Annotated in this window: 25 protein-coding genes and 1 pseudogene; 19 read left to right on the forward strand and 7 right to left on the reverse strand. The window is 64.4% G+C overall.

The genetic code is table 11. From position 1 onward, the window contains the following. A pseudogene (locus FJ414_RS05370) lies at positions 1-434 on the reverse strand (hypothetical protein); the annotation flags it as partial. Positions 435-972: 538 nt separating this feature from the next. On the opposite strand from FJ414_RS05370, the gene FJ414_RS05375 reads away from it, so the two are divergent. Beyond that, positions 973-1683, forward strand: a complete 711-nt coding sequence (locus tag FJ414_RS05375; RefSeq protein ID WP_140642090.1) for a helix-turn-helix transcriptional regulator — start codon at positions 973-975, stop codon at positions 1681-1683. After that, positions 1680-2450 carry a helix-turn-helix transcriptional regulator gene (locus FJ414_RS05380; RefSeq protein ID WP_140642092.1) on the forward strand — a complete coding sequence of 257 codons (771 nt, stop codon included), beginning with the start codon at positions 1680-1682 and terminating at the stop codon, positions 2448-2450. The genes FJ414_RS05375 and FJ414_RS05380 overlap by 4 nt, the downstream gene beginning before the upstream one ends. A gap of 61 nt (positions 2451-2511) precedes the next feature. Here the strand turns inward: FJ414_RS05380 and FJ414_RS05385 are convergent, their stop codons facing one another. Genes FJ414_RS05385 through motA form a run of 6 tightly spaced genes read right to left on the reverse strand, consistent with a single transcriptional unit; the run spans position 2512 to position 7411 of the window. Continuing rightward, positions 2512-2949: a hypothetical protein gene (locus tag FJ414_RS05385; RefSeq protein WP_140642095.1), complete on the reverse strand. Its 438-nt coding sequence runs from the start codon at positions 2947-2949 to the stop codon at positions 2512-2514. 17 nt (positions 2950-2966) lie between these two features. Continuing rightward, complete coding sequence (gene flhB / locus FJ414_RS05390) at positions 2967-4049, reverse strand: flagellar biosynthesis protein FlhB (RefSeq protein WP_140642097.1); 1083 nt, start codon at positions 4047-4049, stop codon at positions 2967-2969. A 24-nt stretch (positions 4050-4073) separates the two neighbouring features. After that, on the reverse strand, positions 4074-5096 hold the full coding sequence (locus FJ414_RS05395) for a flagellar motor switch protein FliG (protein WP_140642099.1): 1023 nt from the start codon (positions 5094-5096) through the stop codon (positions 4074-4076). 43 nt (positions 5097-5139) lie between these two features. Continuing rightward, a complete protein-coding gene (gene fliN / locus FJ414_RS05400) occupies positions 5140-5532 on the reverse strand; it encodes a flagellar motor switch protein FliN (RefSeq protein WP_140642101.1) in 393 nt (130 codons plus the stop codon). A gap of 30 nt (positions 5533-5562) precedes the next feature. Next, positions 5563-6501, reverse strand: coding sequence for a FliM/FliN family flagellar motor switch protein (locus tag FJ414_RS05405; RefSeq protein ID WP_140642103.1), 939 nt, complete (start codon positions 6499-6501; stop codon positions 5563-5565). 34 nt (positions 6502-6535) lie between these two features. Next, on the reverse strand, positions 6536-7411 hold the full coding sequence (motA, locus tag FJ414_RS05410) for a flagellar motor stator protein MotA (RefSeq protein WP_140642105.1): 876 nt from the start codon (positions 7409-7411) through the stop codon (positions 6536-6538). A gap of 146 nt (positions 7412-7557) precedes the next feature. On the opposite strand from motA, the gene FJ414_RS05415 reads away from it, so the two are divergent. The 17 genes from FJ414_RS05415 (at position 7558) to fliF (ending at position 22327) form a co-directional block, all read left to right on the forward strand. Beyond that, on the forward strand, positions 7558-8679 hold the full coding sequence (locus tag FJ414_RS05415) for a DUF1217 domain-containing protein (RefSeq protein WP_140642107.1): 1122 nt from the start codon (positions 7558-7560) through the stop codon (positions 8677-8679). A 7-nt stretch (positions 8680-8686) separates the two neighbouring features. Then, entirely contained in the window at positions 8687-9409 is a 723-nt protein-coding gene (gene flgF / locus FJ414_RS05420; RefSeq protein WP_041012679.1) for a flagellar basal-body rod protein FlgF, read from the forward strand. Between the two features lie 4 nt (positions 9410-9413). Continuing rightward, positions 9414-10835, forward strand: coding sequence for a flagellar protein export ATPase FliI (fliI, locus tag FJ414_RS05425; protein ID WP_140642109.1), 1422 nt, complete (start codon positions 9414-9416; stop codon positions 10833-10835). Continuing rightward, the gene (locus tag FJ414_RS05430) at positions 10816-11595 is read left to right on the forward strand and encodes a hypothetical protein (RefSeq protein ID WP_140642112.1); all 780 of its coding nucleotides are present in this window, start codon (positions 10816-10818) and stop codon (positions 11593-11595) included. The genes fliI and FJ414_RS05430 overlap by 20 nt, the downstream gene beginning before the upstream one ends. An 85-nt stretch (positions 11596-11680) precedes the next feature. Beyond that, entirely contained in the window at positions 11681-12061 is a 381-nt protein-coding gene (gene flgB, locus FJ414_RS05435; protein WP_140642115.1) for a flagellar basal body rod protein FlgB, read from the forward strand. 2 nt (positions 12062-12063) lie between these two features. Then, positions 12064-12480: a flagellar basal body rod protein FlgC gene (gene flgC, locus FJ414_RS05440; protein WP_140642117.1), complete on the forward strand. Its 417-nt coding sequence runs from the start codon at positions 12064-12066 to the stop codon at positions 12478-12480. After that, a complete protein-coding gene (locus tag FJ414_RS05445) occupies positions 12480-12809 on the forward strand; it encodes a flagellar hook-basal body complex protein FliE (RefSeq protein ID WP_140642120.1) in 330 nt (109 codons plus the stop codon). The genes flgC and FJ414_RS05445 overlap by 1 nt, the downstream gene beginning before the upstream one ends. A 9-nt stretch (positions 12810-12818) precedes the next feature. After that, on the forward strand, positions 12819-13607 hold the full coding sequence (flgG, locus tag FJ414_RS05450) for a flagellar basal-body rod protein FlgG (RefSeq protein ID WP_140642123.1): 789 nt from the start codon (positions 12819-12821) through the stop codon (positions 13605-13607). A 6-nt stretch (positions 13608-13613) separates the two neighbouring features. Next, positions 13614-14135, forward strand: a complete 522-nt coding sequence (flgA, locus tag FJ414_RS05455) for a flagellar basal body P-ring formation chaperone FlgA (RefSeq protein ID WP_181181535.1) — start codon at positions 13614-13616, stop codon at positions 14133-14135. A 149-nt stretch (positions 14136-14284) separates the two neighbouring features. Next, positions 14285-15373, forward strand: a complete 1089-nt coding sequence (locus FJ414_RS05460; protein WP_226892228.1) for a flagellar basal body P-ring protein FlgI — start codon at positions 14285-14287, stop codon at positions 15371-15373. Between the two features lie 8 nt (positions 15374-15381). Continuing rightward, complete coding sequence (locus FJ414_RS05465) at positions 15382-15987, forward strand: MotE family protein (RefSeq protein WP_246672307.1); 606 nt, start codon at positions 15382-15384, stop codon at positions 15985-15987. After that, positions 15984-16688 (forward strand): flagellar basal body L-ring protein FlgH, encoded by a 705-nt coding sequence (gene flgH, locus FJ414_RS05470; RefSeq protein ID WP_140642128.1) that lies wholly within the window; start codon positions 15984-15986, stop codon positions 16686-16688. Before FJ414_RS05465 ends, flgH begins: the two co-directional genes overlap by 4 nt. A gap of 17 nt (positions 16689-16705) precedes the next feature. Continuing rightward, positions 16706-17200, forward strand: a complete 495-nt coding sequence (locus FJ414_RS05475; protein WP_140642130.1) for a flagellar basal body-associated FliL family protein — start codon at positions 16706-16708, stop codon at positions 17198-17200. Then, positions 17197-17928, forward strand: coding sequence for a flagellar type III secretion system pore protein FliP (gene fliP / locus FJ414_RS05480; protein WP_140642132.1), 732 nt, complete (start codon positions 17197-17199; stop codon positions 17926-17928). Before FJ414_RS05475 ends, fliP begins: the two co-directional genes overlap by 4 nt. Before the next feature lie 245 nt (positions 17929-18173). Beyond that, the gene (locus tag FJ414_RS05485) at positions 18174-19160 is read left to right on the forward strand and encodes a flagellin (RefSeq protein WP_140642134.1); all 987 of its coding nucleotides are present in this window, start codon (positions 18174-18176) and stop codon (positions 19158-19160) included. A 263-nt stretch (positions 19161-19423) separates the two neighbouring features. Continuing rightward, positions 19424-20494, forward strand: a complete 1071-nt coding sequence (locus FJ414_RS05490; protein WP_140642136.1) for a flagellin — start codon at positions 19424-19426, stop codon at positions 20492-20494. A gap of 174 nt (positions 20495-20668) precedes the next feature. Then, positions 20669-22327, forward strand: a complete 1659-nt coding sequence (fliF, locus tag FJ414_RS05495) for a flagellar basal-body MS-ring/collar protein FliF (RefSeq protein ID WP_140642138.1) — start codon at positions 20669-20671, stop codon at positions 22325-22327.

Consider the following 22327-nt stretch of genomic DNA (forward strand, 5'->3'; position numbering starts at 1 on the left):
GGGACCTTGTTTTGCATCAGGAATTTGACCCAATCGGCGCCGATGAACTCGCGGTCGGCGAGCAGCAGTTCGATCGAGGCCGCGCCGAACAGGTCGAGATAGCGCCGCATCAACTCGATGCGCTGGTGCGTGTTGCTGTTGCCCTGGCGGTCGAGCGCCAGGCATTTGGGCCGCGACAGGTTCAGCATGCGCACGACGAGCTGCGCGACGAGTGCCTGATCCAGCCGGATCGACTGGAAGAAGCGCTGCAGGCGGCGATAGTTCGACCCGTGTTGCGCGGCCCCCGGAAACTGGCTCGCCACATGGCTCAGATTGACCGTGCGGCCTTGAACCATGCCGATGATCAGAACCGCGAGTGTTTCCAGGCGCGAATTGCGCAGTGCAAAATGACGGCTTAGGGTCTCGATGAGGGCGGTGTGAATCGTGATCGGCATCGGTGGATCCTTTTGGCGAAGAATCCTCCAATCAAATCACTTCAACCCGTCCTCACCCTTGCGTCGTGTACTGTGGAATCCGTTTCAGCGCGACGCGCTTTAAGCCAATCCCCGTCAAGGAGATACGCCCTTGGATGCAACCGGGGGCGTATTTTTGCGACCCCGCCGCGAAATCATCGGCTCAATTCGACTGTGAAATCACCGCCAAGTAACGCGAAGACCGGCTGCTGAGTCGCAAAGCGAGTCCACCGGATTCGATTTTGTCAAATCGCGTTTGATGTCGGATTCATCTGCGGGTAGATTAGACCCGAATCAGCCGGTCCATGGGGGGCGCGGCGACCACCCAAAGTCTCAAGTTCCGGCGCCAGGCTGGTACCAGACGCGGACGGTTTCGCGTTCCCTAGAGGGATTCGGCGCGGTTGGGCGCCGTTCGCGCCCGTGGGTGTGTCTTCGTAAACGTGACGCGTTTCGGGTCCGGCCGCTGGTTTTGCCAGCACCGGGCACAAGGATCGATTCCGGCAAGAATCCAAGAATTAAAATGAGCAGTTCCGCCGCGCTTCTCCAACCCGACGCTTCAGGCTCGCGCCTGACATCGCGCGGCGATCTCACCAGTTTCTTCATGCAGCTTGCCGCCGATATCGGCGCCGACAGCTACATGCTGGTCGCCATCGTGCACGACCAGGACCGCAACGATGCGCGCATCGTTTCCTCGAACTGGATCTTCGACGGCATAGAGCTGATCGGCAAAAGGCTGATTGCCAACCTGGCGCTGGGCCCCTTGACCGTGGCGCCGGGCGTACGCCCGAAGCCGCTGGTGGCGGCGCACGCGCCCGACGCCGGCGCATTGCTGACCGGCGAGGAAGCCCGCCTGCTCGACGTGCTCGGCCACGCCGAAATCTATTCGTTGCGGCTCAATGTCGGCCGGCAGCGCCTGTTCGTGCTGTTCTCAGCCGCCGAGGCGGGCAAGATCGACCTGGCCGCCCTGATGAAGGCGCAGATCAAATGCTGCTACGCGCTTTCCAGCATTCCGCAGCTGATCGCCGCGGCGTCCATGCAGGATCCGCTGTCGGACCGCGAGCGCGAATGCCTGTTCTGGGTTTCGGAAGGCAAGACCACCGACGAGGTGGCCGTCATCCTCGGTGTCTCGTCGAACACCGTCAACAGCTACATCACGCACGCCATCCAGAAGTTCGCGGCCAGCAACCGCGCGATGGCGATCGCGACCGCGATCAGGAGCGGCATCATTTGAAGCACGCACAGGTCAAAGAGGCCGCCGCGGCCCTTTTCAACGATCAATGCAATCCGTTCGGCGCCTTCTCGCTCGGCTCGGAGACCCATCACGCGGTCACCATTCCGGATGCCGTGCGTCGCTGCCGCTGGATCGCCGTCGATATCAACGCCTCGGCCTTCGGCCTCTATTTCGTCAGCCCGTCGCCCGAGCGCGCGCGTCTCGTGGCGTGTTTCGATTCCGATTATCCCGGCACCGCGGTCGCGACCAAATTCATCTCCGGCGCCAATGGCGAGGATATGGTGCGCCACAGCCGCATCTCGACGGCGCCGCGCTGGTGGGCCGACGACGGCTCCGCCGGATCGCGGCACGCCTTTCAGCCGCTCGCCTGGGCCGAGCCGACCGCGCCGCTGGCGCCCGGCACCAACGGCATCGCCTTTCCGGTGCATGCCGATCGCGGCCAATGCGGGCTGGTCATCTTCCTGGGCTCGGAGATCGCGCTGTCCGACGACATGCTGTGCGAGATCCATGCCCGCTCCTTCGCGCTTTTCGCGGCGGTCGCCCGCATCCGCCCCGGCGACACCGGCAGGACGCGCTCGATCTCCAAGCGCGAGCTCGAATGCCTCAAGCTGACCGCCAACGGCAACACCAGCGAGGAGATCGCCAAGCTCCTCAAGCTCTCGGTGCATACCGCCAACCAGTACCTCACCCAGTCGACGCAGAAGCTCAACGCGGTCAACCGCAACCAGGCGGTCGCCAAGGCGTTGCGGCTCGGCCTGATCGAATAGCTACACAACTGCGGCGCTGTAAACGCGCTGCAGCGAGATTGGCACGGCTGCAATCAAATCGTCAGGGGAATGCGAGCGGCTCGGTCCTGCGGATGCGAGCCTCTTCGATCGCGTCCTCGAGCAAGGCCGTGTTGTGCTCGGGCGTCTCGCCGGGCTTCTCGAACGACACGTAGTTGACCACCACGGACGCCTCGTGCTCGGTCAGCGTCAGCTGGAAATAGACCGTCACGCCGCGCGGGCGCAGCTCGAGATCGAGCACGATGCGCGGGCTGCCGCTCCAGTCGACATGCGCCTCGCCCCCATGGCCGAGCCGCAGCTTGCCCGGCCGGAAGTAAAGCTCGGCCGCCGAGTCCACCAGGTCCGAGAGGCAGGCGAAATGCTCGAGCCGGATGAAGGCGATATAGTCGGCAACGTCGATGAGCCTCAATTCGCCCACCACGGGCTCGATGGCGCTGGCGACGATCAGCTCGCGGGAGTTGGCGTGTGGTTGCCGGTCCATGGATTAGCGGCGTCCGTTCATTGGGTTGCTTTGCGCGTGGCCTTCTTCGAGTAGACGATCCGCACCAACTCGGCGACGGCCTGGTAGAATTGCGACGGGATCACGCTATCAACCGAAACTTGCTTGTACATGGAGCGCGCGAGCGCCACGTCCTCGAAGATCGGGATGTTGTTCTCCCTGGCGATCTCGCGGATCTTGAGCGCCACCAGGTCCTGCCCCTTGGCCAGCACGATCGGCGCGGAATCTTCCTCCCGCACATATTTCAGCGCGATCGAATAGTGCGTCGGGTTGGCGATCACCAGCGTCGCGCGCGGCACGGCCGTCATCATGCGCTTGCGCGCCCGGTCGCGCGCCAGCGAGCGCAGCCGCGACTTGACGATCGGATCGCCTTCCGACTGCTTCATCTCGTCCTTGACTTCCTGCTTGGTCATGCGCAGGTCGCTCCGCCAGTGGAAACGCGACCAGACGATGTCGACCACCGCGATCAGCCCCATGACGAAGACGATCGCCACCAATATGTCGACGAAGATGCCGCGTATGACCAGACCGAACGAGACCGGATTGGTGATCATGCCGGCGAGCAGCTTGCGATGATCTTCCGAGAGCGTGAAGGTCAACACCGCGATAGCGAAGCCGAGCTTGGCCAGCGACTTCAGGAATTCGACCCACCCCTGCACGCCGAACATCCGGCTCCAGCCCTTGGCGATCGAGATGCGCGACAGCTGCGGCCTGATCCGCTCGCCGACGATTTGCGGCATGTTCTGGAACACCGAGGCGCCGATGCCGGCAACCGTCAGCAGCACCAGCAGGCTGACGACGGCGTCGCCGATCTCGACCATGACCTGCTTGTAGAGCGAAATGACGTCGGTCTCGGTGTCCATCGGCCAGGCTTCCGGCTTTTCCAGGAACGTCGACAGGAACATGCCGAGATCGACGATCGCGTCCTTGGCATAGAAGACGGCGAAAACCAGTATGGCGAGGAAGGACGCAAAGATCGCGGTCTCACGCGAATGGGGCAGCTTGCCCTGTTCGATCGTGTCGCGGATCTTCTTTTCTGTGGCTTCCTCTGTTTTGGAATCCTTGTCGACCGCTTCAGCCATGGCGCTCTGACCGGGTGATTATCGTCAAGCGGCTTCGGCGGCGGCGGTCTGCGTCGAGGGCAGCTCGAAGGCTCCTTCGCGCGACAGCCGGATGGCGGCGACCGATATGCCCTTGCGCGCCGCCATGATGTCGGCAAGCGCAATGCCTTCCGATCCCTGTCCGAGTTCGGATTCGATCATGCGGCGAGAGCGCGCGCCGATCGCCGAGAGCGCCGATTCGGCGAGTTCCGGCGCCGCGCCGCGCAGCGCCAGCGTGACGAGCTCGGTCGATAGCCCGTCGAACAGCAAAACCCGGGCTTTCTGCGGCAGCAGCGGCAGATCGTCGAAGGCGAACAGCCGCGACCTGACGCCGGCGAGATCGGGCGTGCCGAGATCCTCCAGGTCCTGCATGAGGTCGTCCAGTTCCGGCTTCGCCATTTCGTTGAGCATGCTGGCGACGCGTTCCTGGCCGGCGGACGTGTCCCTGCTGGCCTTCTGCGACAGCACGCTCACGCGCAGCTGGTTCTCGACGATCCGCGATGCCGCGTCCGGGATGTTGGCCATTGTCACCATGCGCTTGATGATCTGGCTGCGCATCGGTTTTTCCATGGTGAGCAGCACGTTGGCGGCCGTCTGCGACGCGAGCTTCGAAAGCACCATGGCCGACGTCTGCGGATGCTCGCCGGCAAGGAAGCCGCCAAGCCGCGCCGGCTCGAGCTTCTCGAGGTCCGGCCATATCGGCGGCGGTCCTTCCGGAACCGGCTCGAACTTCTTTTCGCCCATGATAGCGCTCATCTCCTCGGGCGACAGCGATTCGTTCAGGATCGTATCCATCCGGTCGGCTGAATCGAGCAGGCCGGCGCCCTCGGTGAACTCGGCTTCGAACTCGGCGACGATGCGCTCCAGGTCGGCCTGTGGAATGGTGCGTAAGAGACGCGCGCCCTCGATCAACGCCTTCAACTCGTCCTGTTTGAAGAATTTGAGCAGGCGGCTGGCCGCGGGCTTGCCCATGGCCACCAATATGGCCGCCGCCTTTTGCGGACGTGTGAGCGCCAATGCCGTCGTCATGCGTGCTGTCCTCGCTGCCGATTGGTCCGCTCGCCCGCCATTCTCAGGCGCTCTTCGTCGCGGCGATGATTTCGGTGAGCCGGATGCCGAAACGCGTCGGATCGCTTTCCAGCACCGTGATCTCGCCGCGCGCTATTCTGCGGCCGTTGACCACCACGTCGACCGGCTCGCCGATGCGGCGATTGAGCGCGACGGTGGAACCCTTCTGCAGCGCCATCAACTCCGACACGGGCATCTCCGTGCTGCCGAGGATGATCTGCACGTCTACCGGAATGGTCATGATGATCGAGGAATTGGCGCCAGACCGAAGCGCAGCATCCGGACGGCCCTCCTCTTCACGGAGCACGCCGCGCAGTTCTTCGATAGCGCGATCAAGCTGCTCGTTAGGTTGGCCGGTTTCCGTTTCGGCCTCGGCTTCCACATTTGTCGCTGCCATGCTTCGTCTCCATGAATCCCGGGCCTGGCGTCAGCCCGGCATCAGTCCGTCGATGAAATCCTGCCCGGCATCATGCGGATGACTGATGCGGACGGTGTAATTCTGCCCCAGCTTGCCGAACTCGCAGACAAACAGTGTCTTGTCGCGGGCGCTGAGCCTGGCGTTGAGCTGCGCGTTGTCCTCGAATTCGATCACCTGGCCGGGTTCGAACGTGGCGAGGTCGCCGAGCGTCAGCCGGGCGAGCGGCATCGTCGCTTCGAGCCGGACGGTCGAGCGCATCACCTCTTCGGAGAAGCGGGCCCGCCAGTCGAATTCCGTGGTCTCGCCGTCCTCGCCCGTGGCGACGTCGCCGCTGCGCGAGGAAAGCAGCAGGCGCTGCGGGATCATCACCGTGAGCGTGCCGCTGTCGGACGGCGTCGACAGGCCATAGACGATGCGCACGGCGGCGCCGTCGCGCAGCACCCGCCGCCTCGCATCGTTGCCGGATATTGCTTTCGGCACCGGCAGGCGCAGCTCGAGCGAACGTTTGCCGGATCCGTTGAGTGCCGTCGCGACCTCCTGGAACACACTGGTCGCGACGTCGGCCTCGATCTGCGACAGGTCGCGCTCGATCGGCGCCACCGGCTGGTCGGGATCGCCGCCGAACAGCGCGCTCACCATGACGGCGACCGCTTGCGCATCCATCACCAGCGTCATGGCATCGGCCGAGGCCGGCGAGGCAACAACGGTCAGCGCAAAGGCATCGCCGGCGCGCGAACGCGCCTCGGGAACGCGGCCGACCTCCACCACTTGCAGATCGACGATCACTGGCGCGCCGAGCTCGCCCGCAAGCGCCTTCTGCAACACCGGCAGCGCCCGCTCGGCCATGCCGCGGCCGACGCCGATCACCTGCGCCGCCTCGCCGCTGTCGCCGACGAGCCGCTCGATGATCAACTCCCGGGTTTGCGAAGGACTGCCCGGACTTGTCATGACGGCAGGCGGCCCTGTCTCGGATGCAGCATGCTCAGGCCGCCTTCTTCTCGGCGGAGCCGGCGTTCATGGTGCTCTGCTCCACCGCGTCGATCGTCGGACGCTCGTAGGAGGATATGGTCTTGCGGCCGAATTCGATCGCCACCTGCGGCAAGGCGCCGTTCATATACGCAAGCAGCGTCTGCTTGACGATGATGTAGAGGCGATTCTTCTTTTCGCGCACCGTCTTGATCTTGGTGGCGACCGGACCGACCACCGCATAGGACAGGAAGATGCCGAGGAAGGTCCCGACGAGTGCCGCGCCGATCAGGCCGCCGAGGATTTCGGGCGACTGGTCCAGCGCGCCCATCGCCTTCACCACGCCGAGCACGGCCGCCACGATGCCCAGCGCCGGCAGGCCGTCGCCGACCGCGACCATCGCGTGATAGGCTTTCAGCTTGTCGGTGCGGATCGTCTGGATCTCTTCGTCCATCAGCGCTTCGATCTCATGCGAGCGGGCATTGCCGATGATGATGATGCGGCAGTAGTCGCAGATGAAATTCGTCAGGTCGTGGTTCTTCAGCACGGTCGGAAAAGCCTGGAAGATGGCCGACTCCTCCGGATTGTCGATATGCGCCTCGACTTCGCTGCGCGACTTCGAGCGCAGTTCGCGCATCAGGCTGTGCAGGACGCCCAGCGTCTCGAGGTAGTCGCGCTCCTTCGGCACCGCCTGCTTGAAGGCTTCGAGAATACCCTTGCCGGTATCCTTGACCGTCTTCATCGGATTGGCGACGAGGAAGGTGCCGAGCGCAGCGCCGCAGATCACCACCGCTTCCCATGGCTGCATCAGCACATGCAGATGCCCGCCCATGGCCATGAAGCCGCCGAGGACGCAGCCGAGCGTCACCACAAGTCCGATCAGAATGCCCACGACAGGTCCTTCCGCATGTCACGTCGTGATCAGGGATAGTCCTCGTGCCTTGTGTGAGGCTTGAATCGAAGGCCGCGAACGCGATTCAGCTTCGCGCAAGGAAGTGACGTTATTGTGCAGGGATAGCTTCGGCCGGAGGCGTATCCTTGCTCAGTACCTACACCAGCTACCAGTTGATCGCGAAAGACATCAACAAATCGATCGTCCAGGTTGAGAAACAGCCGACGGTCGATCGCGATACGCAGTATTATCTGGCCAATATCGGCAAGGTTACATCGATCGACGATTTCGTAAACAATGATCGCCTGTTCAAATATGCCATGAAGGCTTACGGGCTGGAGGACATGGACTATGCCAAGGCCTTCATGGTCAAGGCGCTGAAGGAAGGCATCTCCGACGCCGACAGCTTCGCCAACAAGCTGACCGACAAGCGCTACGCCCAGTTCGTCGCTGCCTTCAACTTCGCGGCCGATGGCACCAGTGCGACGATCTACAACCCGACACAGCAGCAGGTTACGGCGAACTACGCCACACAGGCCGAGATCGCCGGCCTTGATCCGGATTCGGACTATGTAAAAGGCGAGACGACCTACTATCTCGCCAACATCACCAAGGTGAAGTCGATCGACGATCTGATGTCGAACGACCGGCTCTACACTTACGCGCTGGCCGCGTTCGGCCTGGATTCGGCCACCGAGGACAAGGACCTCGTCAAGTCCGTCCTGCAAGGCGGCGTGAAGGATCCCGACAGCGTCGCCAACCAGCAAACCAACAAGGCCTATGCCGGGCTCGCCGCCGCCTTCAACTTCGCACAGTACGGCGACACGACCACCACTCGCGTTGCGGCGCAGCAGCCGACCGTCGACATGTATCTGCGCCAGACATTGGAGGAGAGTGCCGGCCAGACCAACGAAGGCGTGCGGCTGGCGCTTTATTTCCAGCGCAAGGCGCCGGACATCACCAGCTGGTACGACGTGCTCGCCGACACCGCTTTAGCCAGCGTGGTCCGCGCAGCGCTCGGCCTGCCCGATTCCTTTGCCACCGCCGACATCGACAAGCAGGCGCAGCTCTTCGAGCAGAAGCTCGACATCAACGACTTTACCGACCCGGACAAGCTCAGCAAGTTCCTGACCCGCTTCACCAGCATGTACGAGATCAACCACCCGACCTCGACGGCGGTGACGTCTGTCAGCGTGCTCTTCGCGCAGCCGACCAGTGTCGGCATCTCCACCGATCTGATGATGGCCATGCAGCAGTTGAAGTTCTGAGAAGATCATGCAGGACAGTCTTTACGTCGCCCTTTCCTCGCAGATCGCGCTCGAGCGCCGTCTCGACACCATCGCCGATAACGTCGCCAACGCCTCGACCATCGGCTTTCGCGCCACCGGCGTGAAGTTCGAGGACGTGGTCTCGGGCACCGGGCCGAAGTCGGTCTCCTTCGCCTCCTCCGGCAAGACCTATCTTTCCGGCGCGCATGGCGCGCTGACCGAAACCGGGAATCCGTTCGACTTCGCCATCCAGGGCGACGCCTGGTTCGCCATAGAGACGCCCGCCGGCACGGTGATGACGCGCGACGGCCGCTTCTCCATGAACGAGAACGGCGAACTGATGTCGATCGAAGGCTACCCGGTGCTGGACGGCGGCGGCGCTCCGATCCAGCTCGATCCGCGCAACGGCCCGCCCAAGGCGGGCGCCGACGGCTCGCTCAGGCAGAACGACCAACTGGTCGGCGCCATCGGTCTCTACAATTTCGACCCCGGCGAGAATTTCGTCCGCTATGGCAATTCGGGCATCGTTCCGGCGCGCACGCCCGAACCCGTCACCGATCGCTCGGACGTCGGCGTCGCTCAAGGGTTTCTGGAAGAGTCGAACGTCAATCCGGTGCTGGAAATGACCCGGCTGATCCAGGTGCAGCGTGCTTTCGAGAACACGGCGGCGCTGATGCGGCAGACCGATTCCTCCACCGACGACGCGATCAAGACGCTTGGCTCGAAGTGACGGCATGACGAACGGCTCGTCCCTGTTGCGCGCTTCCGATAGCCCGGCGGATACCGGACGTGCCGACAGGCTGGCCGCGCTCGAACGCGTCTGGCGGCGGTTCGACGATCCGCAGGTGCTGCTTTCGCGCGGCGGCCGCGTCGTCGAGATATCGCCGACACATTACAAGGTCCGTGGTCTGTCCGGGATTGCCAGGCTCGGCGACATCGTCGAGCAGCGCGGTAAGGCCGGCGCACGCCGCGGCGAGATCGTCAAGATCGGCAGCGACGAGGTGGTGGTCGCGCCGTTCGAGCGCAGCACCGATGCCGGCATCGGCGATGCCGTCTTTCGCCGTGGTCCGCTCGCGGTCACGCCGCATGTCTCCTGGCGCGGGCGCGCGATCGACGCATTGACCCGCGTCATTGACGGTGGTCCGCCGCTGATCAGGCCGAATGCAGCCAATGCCGCGCATAGCGCGACGCCTGGCGCCCTGGCGCGCCAGCGCGTCGGCACCGGCTTCCTCACCGGCGTCAGGGTGATAGACATCTTCACGCCGCTCTGCTTCGGCCAGCGGCTTGGCATCTTCGCCGGTTCCGGCGTCGGCAAGTCGACGCTGCTTGCGATGCTGGCCGGCGCCGAGGCCTTCGATACGGTGGTCGTGGCGCTGATCGGCGAGCGCGGCCGCGAGGTGCGCGAATTCCTCGAGGATACGATCGGCGCCCAGAGCATGGCCAAGACTGTCGCCGTCGTCGCCACCAGCGATGAAAGCGCCATGATGCGCCGGCGCGCGCCCGACACGGCCATGTGCGTGGCCGAGCATTTCCGCGACCAGGGCCATCGCGTGCTGCTGGTGCTGGACTCCATCACACGCTTCGCGCACGCGCTGCGTGAGGTGGCGACCGGAACGGGCGAGCCGCCGGTCGCGCGCGGCTATCCGGCCTCGGTCTTCACCGACCTGCCGAAGTTGCTCGAACGCGCCGGGCCGGGGGCCGAAGGCCCCGGGGTTAAAGGTAGGGGTTCGATCACCGCCATCATTTCCGTGCTGGTCGACGGCGACGACCACAATGATCCGGTCGCCGACTCGGTGCGCGGCATCCTCGACGGCCATGTCGTGCTCGACCGCGCGCTCGCCGAGCAGGGTCGTTATCCGCCGGTCAATCCGCTGTCGTCGATCTCGCGCCTTGCCGACAAGGCCTGGAGCGCCGAGCAGCGCATGCTGGTGACGAGGCTGAAATCGATGATCGCGCGCTTCGAGGATACACGCGACATCCGTCTGCTGGGCGCTTACCAGAGCGGCGCCGATGCCGAGCTCGACAACGCGGTGCGCCAGGTGCCGCTGATTTACGAGGCGCTCACGCAATCGCCGAGGGACCGCGCATCGGCCGATCCGTTCGCCGACCTCGCCCGCCATCTCAAGGGGAAGCTGAATGGCGATCAAGGAGACTGAATTCCAATACACCGAGCGCATGTTGCGCGACATGCTTGCCGAGGCCGAGGCGGCGGAACGGGCTGAGGCCGACGAGGCAAGAACTGCCAAGCAGAAGGCCGCGCTCGCCAGGACCGAGAAGGCAACGGCGCTTCCGACCAGAGCCGACAAGCCTCATCCGCCGCGGACATCCACCGCCGACATGGCACAGGCCAGCCGCGATTCGTTGCTCGATGGCCTTTTTCCCCGCACCGAATGGCCCGAGCCGCCGAAAGCCCAGTTCCCGCGCCTCACCGACAAGAGCGCCGACCGCCACAGCGATTTAGTCATCGCCGCGCTCGGCATCACACTCGGCCTGATCTGCGCGCTGTTCCCCTGGTATATCTTCTTCAACCAGGAGCAGTTCGGCGTTCAGGCCATCAAGTTCGGCGGCAGCGGCAGCAACTCCGGACGCGCCGGCGGCGGCATCGTGGCCGAACGCAGCGGACCGCTGACGGCCAAGGACGTTCCCAATGCCGATATCGACCTGTTTGCCACCGGAACGGTGCAGGACGATCCCGCGCCACCGCCCGGCGACCAGCCCTTCCCGACCGCCGCTTCGGAATTCAAGATGGTGCATGTCGCCAACGGCCGCGCCATGATCGAGGACGATACCGGTCTGTGGATCGTCCAGCGCGGCTCGGTTCTGCCCGATTCCAGCCGCGTCGCCTCGATCGAGCAGCGCGGCGGCAAGTGGGTGATCGTCACCAGCACCGACAAGGTGATCCAGCTCACCAAGTAAGAACCCGGGCCTTACAGCTCGTCCCGCGCAAGGTCCGCGCAAGACTGGCCGCCTAGTCTTGTGCGTACTTGCCCGGGAGATTCCCATGGAACCCGTAAATCTTTTCGATCTTGCCACGCGGCAATCGCAATGGCTGGCCGTGCGCCAGTCGGCGATTGCCTCGAATATCGCCAATGCCAACACGCCGGGCTACACGGCCAATGACGTCGAGCCCTTCGAAAAGGTCCTCGACCGCACCGCCGTGACGCTTGCCGCCACGCAGACTGGCCACCTTGGCGCCGAAACGGCCCATGCCGGCTTCAACGTCAGGCCGGAAGACGCTGACGGCGCGATCATGCCGTCGAAGAACACCGTGGTCCTCGAACAGGAGCTGATGAAGGCCGGCGAGGTGCGCCGCTCCTTCGAGCTCAACACGGCGATCGTCAAGGCCTTCCATTCGATGATGACGATGGTGGTGAAGAGCTGATCATGGATGCGCTGACTGCAGCCCTCAAAGTCGCGGCTTCCGGTCTTGGCGCCCAGTCGGAGCGCCTGCGCGTGGTCTCGGAAAACCTAGCCAACGCCCAATCGACCGGCAGCACGCCGGGCGCCGAGCCCTATCGTCGCAAGACGATCACCTTTCAGTCCGAGGTCGACCGCGCAACCGGCGGCTCGCTGGTGGAAGTCAGCGCGATCTCCCGCGATCCTTCGGACTTCCCGATCGAATTCCAGCCCGGCAACGAAGCCGCCGACGACAAGGGGTACGTCAAGATGCCCAACGTCAACACGTTGGTCGAAATGGCCGACATGAGCGAGGCGAACCGCTCCTATGAAGCCAACCTGCAGGTGATCAAGCAGGCTCGCGATCTGATTTCCATGACCATCGACCTGATGAGGAACCAGTAATGATCGGCGGTATCGGGGCAATACAATTCAAAACGGCGGTCGATGGAGCGGAACAGGCTTCACCGGGTCTGCTGCAGGGCGGTGTCGGAACGCAGGCCGGCGAAAGCGTCGGCAGCACCTTCGCCGAAGTCCTCGGCCAGGCGGCGACGAAGACCGTCAACACGCTGCAGGGCGCAGAGCAGATGTCGATACAGGCGCTCAAGGGCGATGCCGACACGCGCCAGGTCGTCGATGCGGTGCTGAGCGCCCAGCAGGCGCTGCAGACCACCATCGCGATCCGCGACAAGGTCGTCTCGGCCTATCTCGAAATCAGTCGCATGAGTATCTAGGAGCGCGTCATGAAAGCCCTTGCGATCGCCGCCACAGGCATGAACGCCCAGCAGACCAACCTGGAAGTCATCGCCAACAACATCGCCAACATCAACACCACCGGCTACAAGCGGGCGCGGGCCGAATTCTCCGACCTGCTCTACCAGGTCGACCGCACGCAGGGCGTGCCCAACCGCTCCAACACCTCGCTGGTGCCGGAAGGCGTCTCGATCGGTCTTGGCGTCAAGACCACGGCGGTGCGCAACGTCCACACGCAAGGTGAATTGGCCAGCACCGGCAACAGCTTCGACCTGGCGTTGACCGGCAGGGGCTGGTTCCAGATCGAGGGTGCCGACGGCGGCACGCTCTATACCCGCGCCGGCGCCTTCAACACCAATGCCACCGGGCAGCTCGTGACCGCCGACGGCGCCAACGTCATCCCGGCCATCACCGTGCCGACCGACGCCGTCGAGGTGATCGTCAACAAGACCGGCCAGGTCTTTGCCCGCATCGACGGCCAGACCGACCTGCAGCTGCTCGGCCAGCTTCAGATCGTCAACTTCGCCAATGAGGCGGGCCTGGCGCCGCTCGGCGACAACCTTTTCCAGGAAACGGCTGCCTCCGGCCCGGCCAATGTCGGCGTTCCCGGCGATCCGGGCTTCGCCACGATCCAGCAGGGTTATCTCGAGTCTTCCAACGTCGATCCAGTCAAGGAGATCACCGAGCTGATCTCTGCCCAGCGCGCCTACGAAATGAATTCCAAGGTCATTCAGGCCGCCGACGACATGGCCTCGGTGGTCTCCAAGAACATCAGGTAACGGATGATGGCCGGGCCGATCTCCTCCGCACTCCGTCGCGCCGCGCTGGCCACCGCCCTGGTGGCCGCCGGCACGCCGGCTTTCGCGCAGGACGCGACCGGCCAGTCGGCAAACCAGATCGCCGCCGGCCAGGCCGTCGGCGAGGCCGTGCTGATCCCCAACCGGGTCATCTATCCCGGCGAGACCATCGAGCCCGCCTCGCTCAAGCAGGTGACGCTCATCCCCGGCAAGCACAAGCCGGACGGCATGGCGACGCGCTCCGAGGAACTCCAGGGCAAGGTCGCCAAGCGCACGCTTCTGCCCGGCCGGTATATCCCGGTCAGCGCCATCCGCGACGCCTGGCTGGTCGAGCAGGGCGCTTCCGTACAGGTCTATTTCACCGCCGGCGCGCTCACCATTTCGGCCGCCGGCGTCACGCTGCAGCCAGGTGCTGCCGGCGACCAGATCAAGATCCGCAACATCGACAGCGGCAAGATCATCTCGGGCACGGTGATGGCCGACGGCACCGTCAAGGTCGGCGCTTCGTGATGCGCGTCCTTCTCCTTTTGCTGAGCGCGGCCATCGGCCTGCAGCCGGCATTGGCGGATGGGCTGACGCCCAAGGCCAAGCGCGAGCTCGCGCAGAAGAACGGCGGCGTCTACGACGATCCGGAATACGATCCGGCCACCACCACGCGCATGTTCCGGGTCTCGACCGGGCCGAGCACGCTGCCGCCCGGCCAGGTCGCCGCGCGCATCAAGGACATCGCCCAGCTGCAGAGCGCGCGCGACAACCAGCTCGTCGGCTACGGCCTGGTCATCGGCCTCGCCGGAACCGGCGACAGCCTGCGCAACTCGCCCTTCACCGAACAGTCGATCCGCGCCATGCTGGAGAATCTCGGCATCGCCACCGAAGGCGGCAGCGCGCGCGCCAAGAACGTGGCCGCCGTCATCGTCACCGCCAACATGCCGCCCTTCGTCCAGTCGGGCAGCCGCATCGACATCGATGTCTCCTCGATGGGCGACGCCACCTCGCTCGCCGGCGGCACGCTGGTGATGACGCCGCTGAAGGCAGCCGATGGTGAAATCTATGCCGTCGGGCAGGGCTCGGTGATCGTCGGCGGCTTCACCGCCCAGGGCCAGGCCGAGCAGTTGACGCAAGGTGTGCCGACCGCCGGCCGCGTGCCGAACGGCGCCATCGTCGAGCGCTCGGTGCCGGCCGAATTCGACGACCAGGGCGTATTGACGCTGCAATTGCGCAATCCCGATTTCTCCACCGCCATCCGCATCGCCGACGCCATCAACGATTACACCTCGCAGCGCTTCGGCATGCGGGTCGCCGCGGAACGCGACGCCCGCACGGTGCAGATCAGGCGGCCGAAGAACGTCTCCGCCGCGCGTTTTTATGCCGAGATCGAAAATCTGGTCGTCGAATCCGACGCCCCTGCCCGCGTCGTCATCGACGAACGCACCGGCACCATCGTCATCGGCAGCAATGTCAGGATCTCGCGCGTGGCGATCAGCCATGGCACGCTTACGGTGCGCATCACCGAAGCGCCGAAGGTGGTCCAGCCGGAACCCTTCTCCAGGGGCGAGACCGCGGTCGAGCCTTTCACCGCCATCGAAGCGAGCCGGCCCGACGCGCGCGTCGCGGTGCTCGACGGCCCCGATCTCGAAACGCTTGTATCCGGCCTCAATCGCCTCGGCGTGAAGCCCGACGGCATCATCGCCATCCTGCAAGGCATCAAATCGGCCGGCGCCTTGCAGGCCGACCTGGTTCTCCAATAGGCACGCCGATGACCGCGCTTTCCTCCCCAACACCCCGCCGTCACCTGAGCCTCTGCGCCATCGGAGCAGTGGTTGCTCTGCTTGGCGGGACGGCCTCCCATGCAGACGAGGTGCGACAGGTGTTGCCGGGCGGTCAGGCGCCGGTTCAGCCGGCCCAGCTCACACACGAAAGCGCGCCGCTTCAGCCGGCTGCGCTCGCGGCCGGCAAGGCGCCTGACGAAAGCGAGGTCCAGCGCTTCTGCTCCAACATCGCCGACGCCGCGCGCGACCGCCGCTACGCGCTTCAGGCCGAGGAATTGAAGCAGCTGCAGGCCGGCATCGACGAACGCATGAAAGCGCTCGAGGCAAAGCGGGCCGAATACGAGGAATGGTTGAAGCGCCGCGAAGTGTTCCTGGCGCGCGCCGAGGACGGCGTCGTCAAGATCTATGCCGGCATGAAGCCCGACGCCGCCGCCGAACGGCTGGCGATGGTCAATGCCGAGCTCGCGGCGGCCATCCTGATGAAGCTCGATTCGCGCAAGGCCGGCGTCATCTTGAACGAAATGGACCAGAAGGCGGCAGCGACGCTCACCGGCATCATGGCCAGCGCGGCGCGAAGGGTTGATCCGTCATGAAGTTGAAATTCTTTGTCCTCGTCGCGGTTGCGGCATTGTCCGGCTGCGGCACCAATTTCAAGGAGATCGGCCGGGAGCCCGCTCTGTCGCCGGTCGGTTCCGGCATCGGTGAGGGCGGTTCCGGCCCCTACAGCTACCCCGAGCCGCCTGCCTCGCGGCCGAAGAAATTCTCGCTGTGGGACGATCGCCAGAGCCGGCTCTTTACCGATCCGCGCGCGCTGCGCGCCGGCGACATCCTTACCGTCAACATCAAGCTCAACGACCGGGCCAATTTCAAGAACCAGAACGACCGCAGCCGCACCGCCGCGCGCAAGCTCGGCTACGACGTCAATCTCGGCTGGGAAAACGCAAGCACCAGCGGCAAGGGCGACGCCGGCCTGAGCTCCAGCACCGAGACCAATGCCGACGGCGAGATCAAGCGCTCGGAGGACATCGCCCTCAACGTCGCCGCCGTCGTTACCGAGGTGCTGCCCAACGGCAATCTGATGATCAGGGGCTCGCAGGAGGTCCGCGTCAACTACGAGCTTCGGGTGCTGACCATCGCCGGCATGGTTCGTCCGTCCGACATCGGCGCGGAGAACACCATCCCCTACGAGCGCATCGCCGAGGCGCGCATTTCCTATGGCGGCCGAGGCCGTGTGAGCGAGGTCCAGCAGCCGGCCTATGGCCAGCAGGTCCTCGACCAGGTTCTTCCCTTCTAGGACCGGAGAGCGCTGCCGTGGCCAATGTCGAGCAGGTCCAGCCCAAGAAGGGACCTTCCCTGGTGATCCAACTCGCCATGCTGTTGGTCATAACGGGCGCGGCGGTCGGCATGGGCTGGCTTTCCGGCGGCTATCTCAAGCAAGGCGAAACGCCGGCACCGGTGCCCGCGGCACCGGAAAACGCCGGCACTGCGGAAAAACCCGCCGAAGGCGGCAAGGCGGCCGCCGGGCCGGCGCTGGTTCAGCTGGCGCCGATCACCACCAATCTCGCCTCACCGTCGGACGTCTGGATCCGGCTGGAGGCGTCGCTGCTCTACGATGCTCCCCAGCCGCCGGAAATAGCCGAGCAGATCCACCAGGACCTGCTCGCCTATGTGCGCACGCTCAAGCTGCACCAGATCGAAGGCGCCAGCGGCTACCAGCATCTCAAGGCCGATCTCGAAGAGCGCGCGGCGCTGCGCAGCGGCGGCCACGTCAAACAGGTTCTCGTCAGGACGATGCTGCTCGAATGAGAAAGTTCCTCATAGCCACGGCGCTCATCGTCGTCACCACTTCCGTCGCCGCGGCCCAGCAGCTCGATCTTGGCGGCATCGGCAAGGCCGACGGTACGACGGTCGGCTATCTGATCCAGATGTTCGGCCTGCTCACGGTGCTTTCGGTGGCGCCGGGCCTCTTGATCATGGTGACGAGCTTCACCCGCTTCGTCATCGCCTTCTCGATCCTGCGCGCCGGCATCGGCCTGCAATCGACGCCGGCCAACCTGATCCTGATCTCGCTCTCGCTGTTCATGACCTTCTATGTCATGGCGCCGACCTTCGACCAGGCCTGGAACACCGGCGTCAAGCCGCTGATGGACAACCAGATCACGCAGGCCGAGGCGTTCGAGAAGATTTCCGGCCCGTTCCGCGACTTCATGCTGCACAATGTGCGCGACAAGGACTTCGACCTCTTTGCCGACCTCGCCCGAGAGCGCGGCCAGACCGTCTCGCGCGAGAGCGTCGACCTGCGCATCCTGGTGCCGGCCTTCATGATCTCGGAGATCCGGCGCGGCTTCGAGATCGGCTTCCTCATCGTCCTGCCCTTCCTCGTCATCGACCTCATCGTCGCCACGGTCACCATGGCCATGGGCATGATGATGCTGCCGCCGACGGTGGTATCGCTGCCGTTCAAGATCCTGTTCTTCGTGCTGATCGACGGCTGGAACCTTCTGGTCGGCAGCCTGGTGCGATCCTTCACCTGATCGTTCCCGGCGGACCGCGCAAGTGTGCCGCGCCAAGCCTCGACGGCTTGAGGAAAGTGCGCGCAAGCCTTCCAACATTATTTTCGATTAACCGTCCGATTTAGGTCTTTGGTAGCAACTTGCCGCCATAGTCGCCTGCAGATGGCGGGTGATCGGGTTCACAGATCATTGGCATGATGCCGCACCGTCATACCGGACATGCCGGTATGTCAAAAAAATCCGTGTAAAAACAAGGTACATGTACCATGGCCAGTATCATGACCAACGCCTCGGCGTTGACCGCTCTGCAGAGCTTGAACGCCACCCAGAAGAACCTCGACACCACCCAGGCCCGCATCTCGACGGGCTATCGCGTTTCCCAGGCTTCCGACAACGCCGCTTACTGGTCGATCGCCACCACGATGCGCTCCGACAACCAGGCCATGTCCACCGTTTCGGACGCTCTCGGCCTCGGCGCCTCGAAGGTCGACACCGCCTACACCGGCATGGACAGCGCGATCTCGACCATCAACCAGATCCAGCAGAAGCTCACCGCTTCGTATGGCCAGACCGATGCTTCCAAGGAAAAGACCCAGGTCGAAATCGCCGCTCTTCAGAAGCAGTTGAAGGCCTATGCCGATGGCGCCACCTTCTCCGGCACCAACATGCTGTCGGTATCGACGGCTTCGGGCACGGCGGCGGACGTCAAGATCGTATCGGCCTTCAACCGCGGCGCCACCGGCTCGGTTTCGATCTCGACGATCGACGTCAACGTGGAAAGCATCAAGCTCTATGACGCAGGCGCTGCCCCGACCGCGAAGGGCATCCTCGACACAGAGCGTCTCGGCACCACCGGCGCCGCTGTCGCCGCGGCCTCGGCCCCGACCCTGGGCGCTGCTGCCGCTGCCACCGACACTTATTCGGTCGCCGGCCTGAAGATCTTCTCCGGTACCACCGCTGCAAGCGACACTCAGATCCAGGCGATGATGAACGTCGTCGACGCCGCGCTGAAGGACATGACGAACGCCGCCACCAAGCTCGGCGCCGCCAAGAGCTCGATCGACCTGCAGAAGACCTTCACCTCGAGCCTGATGGACTCCATTGACCGCGGCGTCGGCCAGCTCGTCGATGCCGACATGAACAAGGAATCGACCCGCCTCCAGGCGCTGCAGGTCCAGCAGCAGCTCGGCGTCCAGGCGCTGTCGATCGCCAACGGTTCGTCGCAGTCGATCCTGTCGCTCTTCCGCGGCTGATCGCTCTATACTGACCAGGCTAAAGCATCGGGCCGCGCCAAAAGCGCGGCCCGATTTTCGTTTGCTCAAGGCCCGCGCAACCCTCGTTTCTTAACTTCTCGAAAGCCTACTTTTAACAGGCCATTAACCATATCGCGCTAGATATGGTTAACCAACGACTTACGACAGGTTGTCGAGTCGGCCCGACCGGCACGACCGCAACCGGTGGGCAGGTCGAGACCCGGCCTGTGTGGCATGCCGGCTTTTGAGAAGGAGCGAGTTTCTTGGCGAGCATCATGACGAACGCTGCGGCGTTGACTGCACTTCAAAGCCTCAACGCTACCAACAAATCGCTCGAGCAGACGCAGGCCCGGATCTCGACCGGCTACCGGGTCTCCGAGGCCTCCGATAACGCTGCCTACTGGTCGATCGCCACCACCATGCGCTCCGACAACTCGGCGCTGTCGACCGTGCAGGACGCGCTCGGCCTTGGCGCCTCGAAGGTCGACACCGCCTATACCGGCATGAACAACGTCCTTTCGACGATCGGCCAAATCAAGACCAAGCTTTTGTCGGCCGTCGGCCAGTCGGATGCCAACAAGGCCAAGACGCAGACCGAAATCACCACGCTGCAGGCGCAGATGAAATCCTTCGCCGACGCCGCCACCTTCTCGGGCTCGAATTATCTTTCGGTGACGTCGACGCAGGTCGCGGCCGCCAATGACGGCGTCCAGCCGGACGCCAAGATCGTCTCTTCGTTCAATCGCTCCTCGTCCGGCGCCATCTCTCTCGGCACCATCGACATCGATGTCGAGAGCACCAAGCTGTTCGATTCCGGCCTCGCGACGGCGGTCAAGAACCAGGGCATTCTCGATCGCCAGACTTCGATCTATTCCACCGCCGCGGACCAGTCGGCGTATGACGCCGCCTATGCGGCCTCGATCGCCGGCGGCGCCACCGACATCGCCGCTAACACCGCCGGTCAGGCCGCTGTGACGGGCACGCCCGTCAAGATCGACAACGTCTCCGCCTTCAATCTCGACATCACGGCAACGGGCGTGACCGACGACATCATCACGCAGATGGTCACCAAGATCGACAACGTCATGAGTCAGCTTACTGACGCCGCTACCGTGCTCGGCGCCGCCAAGAGCTCGATCGACCTGCAGAAGACCTTCACCCAGAGCCTGATGGACTCCATCGACCGCGGCGTCGGCCAGCTCGTCGATGCCGACATGAACAAGGAATCGACCCGCCTCCAGGCGCTGCAGGTTCAGCAGCAGCTCGGCATCCAATCCCTGTCGATCGCCAACAGTTCCTCGCAGTCGATCCTGCAGTTGTTCAAGAACGGCTAAGCCGCGGGATTATTCCCACCAGAAAAAGGCCGCGCCCGAGGCGCGGCCTTTTTCGTTGCTCGATAAGACGCCGGTTCGACGCTTTGCGGGCTCTTCGGCGGCACGCCTATCATCCTCGCACAAGCTTCGCGGTCTAGTCTTCCGGCGGACAGTCATGCTGGGAGCGGTTGAATCGTGCCGGAACAGATCCAGAGCGTCATCGCGAATTTGAAGAGCTTCGGCGTCAGGCGTCTGGCGCTCATGGGTGGCATCGCGGCCCTGGTCATGGCCGTTATCGGCATCGCTTCCGTCTATCTCAACCGACCGGCCTATGAGACGCTCTATGTCGGCCTCGAGCGTTCCGACGTCAACCAGATCGGCCTGGTGCTGGCCGACGCCGGCATCGGCTTCGATGTCGGCTCCGACGGCACCTCCGTGCTGGTGCCGGCCGGCACCACCGCGCAGGCGCGCATGCTGCTTGCCGAGAAAGGACTGCCGACCAGCGCCAATGCCGGCTACGAGCTGTTCGACAATGTCGGCTCGCTCGGCCTCACCTCCTTCATGCAGCAGATCACCCGCGTGCGCGCGCTGGAAGGCGAGATCGCGCGCACCATCCAGTCGATTTCCGGCGTCAAGGCGGCGCGCGTCCACATCGTCATGTCCGAGCGCGCCAATTTCCGCCGCGACGAGCAGCAGCCCTCCGCCTCGGTGGTCATCCGCTATGCCGGCAACGATGCCGAGAAGAGCGCCATGTCGATCCGCCACCTCGTCGCGGCGGCTGTTCCCGGCCTGTCGGCCGACAAGGTCACCGTGCTCGATTCCAACGGCAACCTTTTGGCCGCCGGCGACGACCCGTCCAACACGAGCGCCGCGCGCACGTTGGGCGTCGAGCAGACGGTCGAGGCGCAGATCGGCGACAACATCCGCCGCGCGCTCACTCCTTATCTCGGCCCAGATAATTTCCGCGCCAGCGTCAAGGCCGACGTCAACACCGACACGCGCCAGACCGAGGAGACGATCTTCGATCCGAACTCGCGCGTCGAGCGTTCGGTGCAATCGGTGAAGACCAACGAGGCCAGCAACCAGAAACAGGCCTCGACCCCAACCAGCGTCGAGCAGAACCTGCCCGAGACGCAGACCACCAGCACCGAAGGACCGCAATCCACCTCGCAGAACGACCGTAAGGAGGAGATCACCAACTACGAGATCAACTCCAAGAAGATCGCCACCGTCTCCAACGGCTACACGGTCAACAAGATGTCGATCGCGGTCGTCGTCAACCAGGACCGGCTGAAGACCATCCTCGGCAAGGACGCCACGCCCGACCAGATCGCCAAGCGCGTCGCCGATATCCAGAAGATGGTGGCCTCGGCGACCGGCTTCGACGACAAGCGCGGCGATGTCATCGACGTGTCAGCAGTCGAGTTCATCAACGGCCTCGACGGCGAGCCGATCGATCAGCCCGGCATCCTCGCCTCGATCGGCACCTATACCGGCACCCTGATCAATGCCGGCGCCTTCATCGTTGTCGTTTTCCTGGTGGCCTTCTTCGGCCTGAAGCCGATGGCCGCCGCGCTGACGGCGTCGGCGAAGCCTGCGGCCATTGCCGGCCCGAGCTTCGACGACGTACAGCGTTCCTTGCCGACACCGGACGCGCCCGTCGCCGCAATCACCGCCGAGACCCCTGCCGGCGCCCTGCCCGGCGCGCGCGCCGGCGCAACCCCGCTCGACGACCTGCGTCAGAAAATCCGGCCGGCGCCGCAGGAGCGGCTGGCCCGCATGGTCGACCTCAACGAGGAGCGGACCGCGCAGATCCTGCGCAAATGGGCTGCCGCCCCGGAAGCCGTGGGTTAG

Source organism: Mesorhizobium sp. B3-1-6, from assembly GCF_006439555.1.
In the GTDB taxonomy this organism is placed as follows: domain Bacteria; phylum Pseudomonadota; class Alphaproteobacteria; order Rhizobiales; family Rhizobiaceae; genus Mesorhizobium.

What these genes read in the sequence shown, in the direction of transcription:
- FJ414_RS05375 (WP_140642090.1), top strand. Translation starts at nt 973, where the DNA reads ATGAGCAGTTCCGCCGCGCTTCTCCAACCCGACGCTTCAGGCTCGCGC.
- FJ414_RS05385 (WP_140642095.1), bottom strand. Translation starts at nt 2,949, where the DNA reads ATGGACCGGCAACCACACGCCAACTCCCGCGAGCTGATCGTCGCCAGC.
- flhB (WP_140642097.1), bottom strand. Translation starts at nt 4,049, where the DNA reads ATGGCTGAAGCGGTCGACAAGGATTCCAAAACAGAGGAAGCCACAGAA.
- FJ414_RS05395 (WP_140642099.1), bottom strand. Translation starts at nt 5,096, where the DNA reads ATGACGACGGCATTGGCGCTCACACGTCCGCAAAAGGCGGCGGCCATA.
- fliN (WP_140642101.1), bottom strand. Translation starts at nt 5,532, where the DNA reads ATGGCAGCGACAAATGTGGAAGCCGAGGCCGAAACGGAAACCGGCCAA.
- FJ414_RS05405 (WP_140642103.1), bottom strand. Translation starts at nt 6,501, where the DNA reads ATGACAAGTCCGGGCAGTCCTTCGCAAACCCGGGAGTTGATCATCGAG.
- flgF (WP_041012679.1), top strand. Translation starts at nt 8,687, where the DNA reads ATGCAGGACAGTCTTTACGTCGCCCTTTCCTCGCAGATCGCGCTCGAG.
- fliI (WP_140642109.1), top strand. Translation starts at nt 9,414, where the DNA reads ATGACGAACGGCTCGTCCCTGTTGCGCGCTTCCGATAGCCCGGCGGAT.
- FJ414_RS05430 (WP_140642112.1), top strand. Translation starts at nt 10,816, where the DNA reads ATGGCGATCAAGGAGACTGAATTCCAATACACCGAGCGCATGTTGCGC.
- flgB (WP_140642115.1), top strand. Translation starts at nt 11,681, where the DNA reads ATGGAACCCGTAAATCTTTTCGATCTTGCCACGCGGCAATCGCAATGG.
- flgC (WP_140642117.1), top strand. Translation starts at nt 12,064, where the DNA reads ATGGATGCGCTGACTGCAGCCCTCAAAGTCGCGGCTTCCGGTCTTGGC.
- FJ414_RS05445 (WP_140642120.1), top strand. Translation starts at nt 12,480, where the DNA reads ATGATCGGCGGTATCGGGGCAATACAATTCAAAACGGCGGTCGATGGA.
- flgG (WP_140642123.1), top strand. Translation starts at nt 12,819, where the DNA reads ATGAAAGCCCTTGCGATCGCCGCCACAGGCATGAACGCCCAGCAGACC.
- flgA (WP_181181535.1), top strand. Translation starts at nt 13,614, where the DNA reads ATGGCCGGGCCGATCTCCTCCGCACTCCGTCGCGCCGCGCTGGCCACC.
- FJ414_RS05460 (WP_226892228.1), top strand. Translation starts at nt 14,285, where the DNA reads ATGTTCCGGGTCTCGACCGGGCCGAGCACGCTGCCGCCCGGCCAGGTC.
- FJ414_RS05465 (WP_246672307.1), top strand. Translation starts at nt 15,382, where the DNA reads ATGACCGCGCTTTCCTCCCCAACACCCCGCCGTCACCTGAGCCTCTGC.
- flgH (WP_140642128.1), top strand. Translation starts at nt 15,984, where the DNA reads ATGAAGTTGAAATTCTTTGTCCTCGTCGCGGTTGCGGCATTGTCCGGC.
- fliP (WP_140642132.1), top strand. Translation starts at nt 17,197, where the DNA reads ATGAGAAAGTTCCTCATAGCCACGGCGCTCATCGTCGTCACCACTTCC.
- FJ414_RS05485 (WP_140642134.1), top strand. Translation starts at nt 18,174, where the DNA reads ATGGCCAGTATCATGACCAACGCCTCGGCGTTGACCGCTCTGCAGAGC.